The organism is Microvirga sp. P4_G7, from assembly GCF_056401005.1.
In genome coordinates this window covers 1-4,732 of sequence record NZ_JBFUKD010000268.1, presented here as the reverse complement: position 1 = coordinate 4,732, position 4,732 = coordinate 1, and the positions used below count along the sequence as shown (strand labels likewise).

8 protein-coding genes are annotated in these 4,732 nt (G+C 60.6%); all 8 read left to right on the top strand.

The window, feature by feature from the left end; genetic code table 11:
- The coding region (locus AC1DT3_RS12520) for a helix-hairpin-helix domain-containing protein (protein WP_477465581.1) at nt 1-310 on the top strand (310 nt) is incomplete at its 5' end.
- Nucleotides 311-409: 99 nt separating this feature from the next.
- Nucleotides 410-1,003 (top strand): CDP-diacylglycerol--glycerol-3-phosphate 3-phosphatidyltransferase, encoded by a 594-nt coding sequence (gene pgsA / locus AC1DT3_RS12515; protein WP_477465582.1) that lies wholly within the window; start codon nt 410-412, stop codon nt 1,001-1,003.
- 4 nt (nt 1,004-1,007) lie between these two features.
- Complete coding sequence (gene moaD / locus AC1DT3_RS12510) at nt 1,008-1,259, top strand: molybdopterin converting factor subunit 1 (RefSeq protein ID WP_477465580.1); 252 nt, start codon at nt 1,008-1,010, stop codon at nt 1,257-1,259.
- 46 nt (nt 1,260-1,305) lie between these two features.
- A complete protein-coding gene (locus tag AC1DT3_RS12505; protein WP_477465579.1) occupies nt 1,306-1,761 on the top strand; it encodes a molybdenum cofactor biosynthesis protein MoaE in 456 nt (151 codons plus the stop codon).
- Between the two features lie 472 nt (nt 1,762-2,233).
- The gene (locus AC1DT3_RS12500; protein ID WP_477465578.1) at nt 2,234-3,250 is read left to right on the top strand and encodes an extensin-like domain-containing protein; all 1,017 of its coding nucleotides are present in this window, start codon (nt 2,234-2,236) and stop codon (nt 3,248-3,250) included.
- An 83-nt stretch (nt 3,251-3,333) separates the two neighbouring features.
- The gene (locus AC1DT3_RS12495) at nt 3,334-3,765 is read left to right on the top strand and encodes a hypothetical protein (RefSeq protein ID WP_477465577.1); all 432 of its coding nucleotides are present in this window, start codon (nt 3,334-3,336) and stop codon (nt 3,763-3,765) included.
- A gap of 5 nt (nt 3,766-3,770) precedes the next feature.
- A complete protein-coding gene (locus tag AC1DT3_RS12490; RefSeq protein ID WP_477465576.1) occupies nt 3,771-4,427 on the top strand; it encodes a ribonuclease T2 family protein in 657 nt (218 codons plus the stop codon).
- A gap of 122 nt (nt 4,428-4,549) precedes the next feature.
- A partial coding sequence (locus AC1DT3_RS12485) for a hypothetical protein (RefSeq protein ID WP_477465575.1) occupies nt 4,550-4,732 on the top strand: 183 nt, incomplete at its 3' end.

The window sequence follows — 4,732 nt, the reverse complement described above, 5'->3', positions numbered from 1 at the left end:
CTTCAAAGTCGGCCAGCCGCCGTTCAAATTGCCGCCACGCGACCCGGCGCTCTATTTCGTGCAGCGTCTGCGCGACGAGGCCCATCGTTTCGCCATCGGTTCGCATCGCGCCAAGCGCAAACGCGAAATGACGAAAAATCCTCTCGATGAAATCGCCGGCATCGGCCCCTCGCGGAAACGTGCGCTCCTGCATCATTTCGGAACCGTGAAGGCAATTCAGCGTGCGGCGCTCGAGGATTTGATGAAAACGCCCGGCGTCAACGCAGCCACGGCACGAGCCGTTTACGACTTCTTCCATGAACGCGGGTAACATCGTGCAATAAAATTACCGTGATTCCCTTGCGAATGCTCTTTCCGACGCTACCATTTTGGTTGACGCCAAAATGCGAGCATGCTTCCTCCCTTAACCATGAGTGCAGCCTCCCCCATGCAAAGGTCGAAGGCCTTCAATCTTCCAAACATGCTGACCTACGGCCGGCTCGTCGCCGTGCCAGCCGTCGTCGCCTTGATGTTCTGGCCGGAGGACCATTGGTCGCGCTGGGCTGCCCTCGGCGTTTTCGCCCTGGCGGCCATCACTGACTATTTCGATGGTTATTTCGCCCGGGCCTACGCACAGCAATCCGCCCTCGGACGCATGCTCGACCCGATCGCCGACAAGCTTCTGGTGGCCGCCAGCCTTCTGATGTTGGTGGCTGACGGCACCATTCACGGGTGGGGTTTGTGGGCGGCGATCGTCATTCTCTGCCGCGAGATTCTGGTTTCGGGCCTTCGCGAGTTCCTCGCCGAACTGCGCGTCAGCGTCCCGGTCAGCCGCGTCGCCAAATGGAAGACGACGCTTCAGTTGCTCTCTCTCGGCTTTCTGATCGCGGGGCCGGCGGGCGAAACGGTTCTTCCAGGAACGATCCTCATCGGTACGGTTTTGCTCTGGTTGGCGGCCATCCTGACGATCTATACGGGCTGGGACTACTTCAAGACCGGCATCAAACACGTCATCCAGGACTAGTCGCGTGAAACTCGTCTATTTCGCCTGGGTTCGCGAACGGATCGGCAAGGCGGATGAGGATGTGGCGCTGCCCGCGGAGATCGAGACGATTGCCGACCTGATGGACTGGCTCAAAGCGCGCGGCGAGGAATACGCTTATGCTTTCGAGAACGAAGGTGTCATTCGCGCCGCCATCGATCATGTTCACGTCAAACCGCAGGCGCGCATTGCCGATGCCAGGGAGATTGCGTTCTTCCCGCCGATGACGGGCGGATGATCGCGCACCTCGAGGGTGTCCGTTCAAGCCGCGGAAGCGACAATCGATGATCACGACCATTCGGATACAAGCAGAACCTTTCGATGCGACGGCGGAGACCGCCGCTCTTACCGCTGGACGAAAGGACGTCGGCGCGCTCGTGACCTTCACCGGCCTCTGCCGCGACGAGGCCGGAACGCTGGCTGCCCTCGAGTTGGAGCATTATCCGGGCATGGCTGAAGCGGAGATCGCCCGCGTGGCCGAGGAGGCAGAACGGCGCTGGGCTCTGCTGGGGGCGACGATCATCCACMGCCATGGACGAGTCGTTCCCGGTGAGCCGATCGTTCTCGTCGTCACAACGTCGGTGCACAGACGTGAGGCCTTTGAGGCGGCCGAATTTCTGATGGATTATCTGAAAACCCGCGCTCCGTTCTGGAAACGGGAGCATCTGGCGGGGGGCAGGGTCGGATCCTGGGTGGGGGCGAAAGACGCGGACGACGCGGCGGTCGATCGCTGGAAATGAAGGGGCGCGTCGTGCGCGCCCCTCGATGTCAAATTAAAGCACGCCCGCAATGATGGCGGTGACGAATGTGAGCGAGGCGCAAACCGCCAAAACGCTCCATCTTGAGGCCCAATCGAAATTCGCAATCAAACTCATTCAGGCTCTCCTCCATGAATGGGGAGGGTCAGCCTAGCAAAACGAATGGGGGATGAGAAGCGCGTCTATTAGGCATCCTTTCAGCAACGCCAACATGATGTTGGTTTCTAATGATTTAACGTTTTGTATTGATGTGGAATACTGCCGTTTTACCGTGGTCTTGAGGTCTCTCTGCTGAACTATTAGCCCGTGTTAGACTTTCGTTATGCACGCGGAAGTGCCGACGGAACGCGCAAGGGCCGCTTTCTGGTTGTCACTATGCCACTCACCAGAAGTGTTGCTGCGAAAATCTCTTTGTTGACGAGTTATTTACGCGCGCTAGCGCATGTTTCGGCTCATGCGCCGTGGGTTAGTTGCGTTCATTGTCCTCACGCTCGTGGGATTAGGGCTTACAGGTTGCGGGCTGTTCCGTTTCGAACAGCGCGAACCCTGGCGCACGCAAGCCGAAGAGGCCTGCCTCGCCCAGCGTATGGTTCAGCCATCCGCCTATATGTCGCTCAGCCAGAAGATCGACGGGCCCGGCGCGTGCGGGATGGACCATCCGTTCAAGGTATCTGCTTTCTCCACCGGTTCGATCGGGGTCAAATCCAAGGTGACGCTGGCCTGTCCGATCATCCCGCAGATCGATACCTGGCTCGAGGAAGTGGTGAAGCCCGCGACCATCCTCTACTTCGGCGTCCCGTTGGCAGACCTGAAGGCCGGCAGTTATTCGTGCCGGCCGCGCAATAACCAGAGTGGCGCCAAGACCTCGGAACACGCATTCGGCAACGCCATGGACGTGATGGCTTTCATCCTGGCCGATGGTCGCGAGGTTACCGTCGTAAAAGGGTGGAAGGGTGATCCCTCGGAGCAGGACTTCCTTCGCGAAGTCTTCGTCGGCGCTTGCCGGCATTTTACGACCGTCCTCGGCCCTGGCGCCGACCCGTTCCATTACGACCACCTGCATCTCGATCTCGCGCGTCACAATCCGCGCGGCGACCGCTCGATCTGCAAGCCCATTCTGAAATTCACTCCGCGGATCGACCCCGAGAGTGCCAAGCAGATTCTCATGAGCGCAGGCGCTTCGGCGGATTTGCCAGCGACCGACGTCGAGGAGGATATCCCGGTCGAAGGGGCGCCGATGACATATCGCACGCCCGAGCCGGCACCGTCCGCACCGCTCGCCGCACCGCCCGCGCGGGCTCCGACGGTGGGTTACGCCGCCGATCTGCCTCGAGCCGGAACGTCCTCCAGCCCGCCGCCCCCCCAGTCGCGCCCGAACCAGGCCTATGCCGCTCCCTTGTCACTCCAGCCGGTTCCCGCTCCCATGCCTCCACCGAGGTCCCAACTGACCACGGGGCACGGAATCTATTGAGCATCCCGTCCGCGGAGCCTTGACCTTCGGCTCCCGTACTCACATGGTCCTGATAAGTTTCAAGTTCTGCATGGAGCAGTCAAATGAAGTGGCTGGCGGCTTTCGTCTCTTGTGCATTGGTTTGCACCCCGGTGCTCGCCAGCGAGATCACGCCGGCTGAGCAGCGCGACATTCCCTACAATGCCAATCTGCCCGGCTGCGAAGATCCCTTCGTTCTGCAGAACATCTCGACCCGATTCGCGATCAAGGAAGACCGCTTCTGGAACACGGCTCTGTCGATCTTGTCCTTTGAGACGGTTCGTCAGATTGCATGGCGACCGTGGGGTCTCGACCTTATCCCCCGCCGTTTCTGCTCAGGCACGGTGACGACGTCGGACGGCCATAGGCGCCGGATCAACTATTCCATCCGCGAGGATCTGGGATTCCTTGGCGCTACCTGGGGCACCGAGTGGTGCGTCGAAGGGCTCGACCACAATTACGCCTACGCGCCGCAATGCAAGCAGGCACTTCCGTGACATCGATGGCGCGCCGCCTTTTCGCGGCTGCGCTATGGTTGCTCTCGAGCGCGGCTCTTGCGCAGGACACGGAGATTCGCGGCGCCCCGCCCGGGCAATTCGATTTCTTCGTCCTTGCTCTTTCTTGGTCGCCCGGCTTCTGTGAAATCGCCAGCGATGCCGGACGTCGCGATCAATGTCAGGCAGGGAGTGGCCAGCGATTCGTCGTGCACGGCTTGTGGCCGCAGAACGAGCGGAACTATCCGGTTTTTTGCCGGCCCGAAGGCCGCTTCATTTCCAGTATGGTGACGGCCGAATCGCGGGGCCTTTTTCCGGAGGACGGCTTGGGCCGCTACCAGTGGCGTAAGCACGGCGCTTGTTCGGGCGTGAGCCCGGGCGAGTATTTCCGCCTCGTCCGCGCGGCGCGAGACAAAGTGAACATCCCCGAGGCCTTCGCTAAGACGGCGGTCGACACCAAGGTTCTGCCGTTGGAAATCGAGCGTGCGTTCGTTGCCGTCAATCCGGGATTACGCACCGATATGATGGCCGTCTCTTGCAAGAGGCGCGTGCTCGACGAGATCCGCATCTGCCTCGATCGCGATCTGCGCAACTTCCGGCAATGTCCGACCATCGATCGAGACGGCTGCCACGCAGGTGAAATCATCGTTCCAGCCGTGCGCTGAGCGCTCCGACAGCAGGTGCTGTCACCAAATTCGATACAGCGTATCCATTTCGTTTCGGGTTGCAGATTCCGATTTCCACATCGGGTCCGCCTGTGCAAACTTGTGTTCAGGGGGAAATGCAAATGTCTAAACTAAGCGAGCGTGTGTCCGCCGGTCAGCACGCCACCGCCCTGCCGAAGGCGGATCTCGTCCTGCGCAACGGAACGATTTGGTGCGGCCGCCACGAGGGAACTGTCGAGGCGCTTGCGGTTTGGCAAGGGCGGGTGCTCGCTGCCGGCGCGGACATCGACATCGCTTCGCTGATC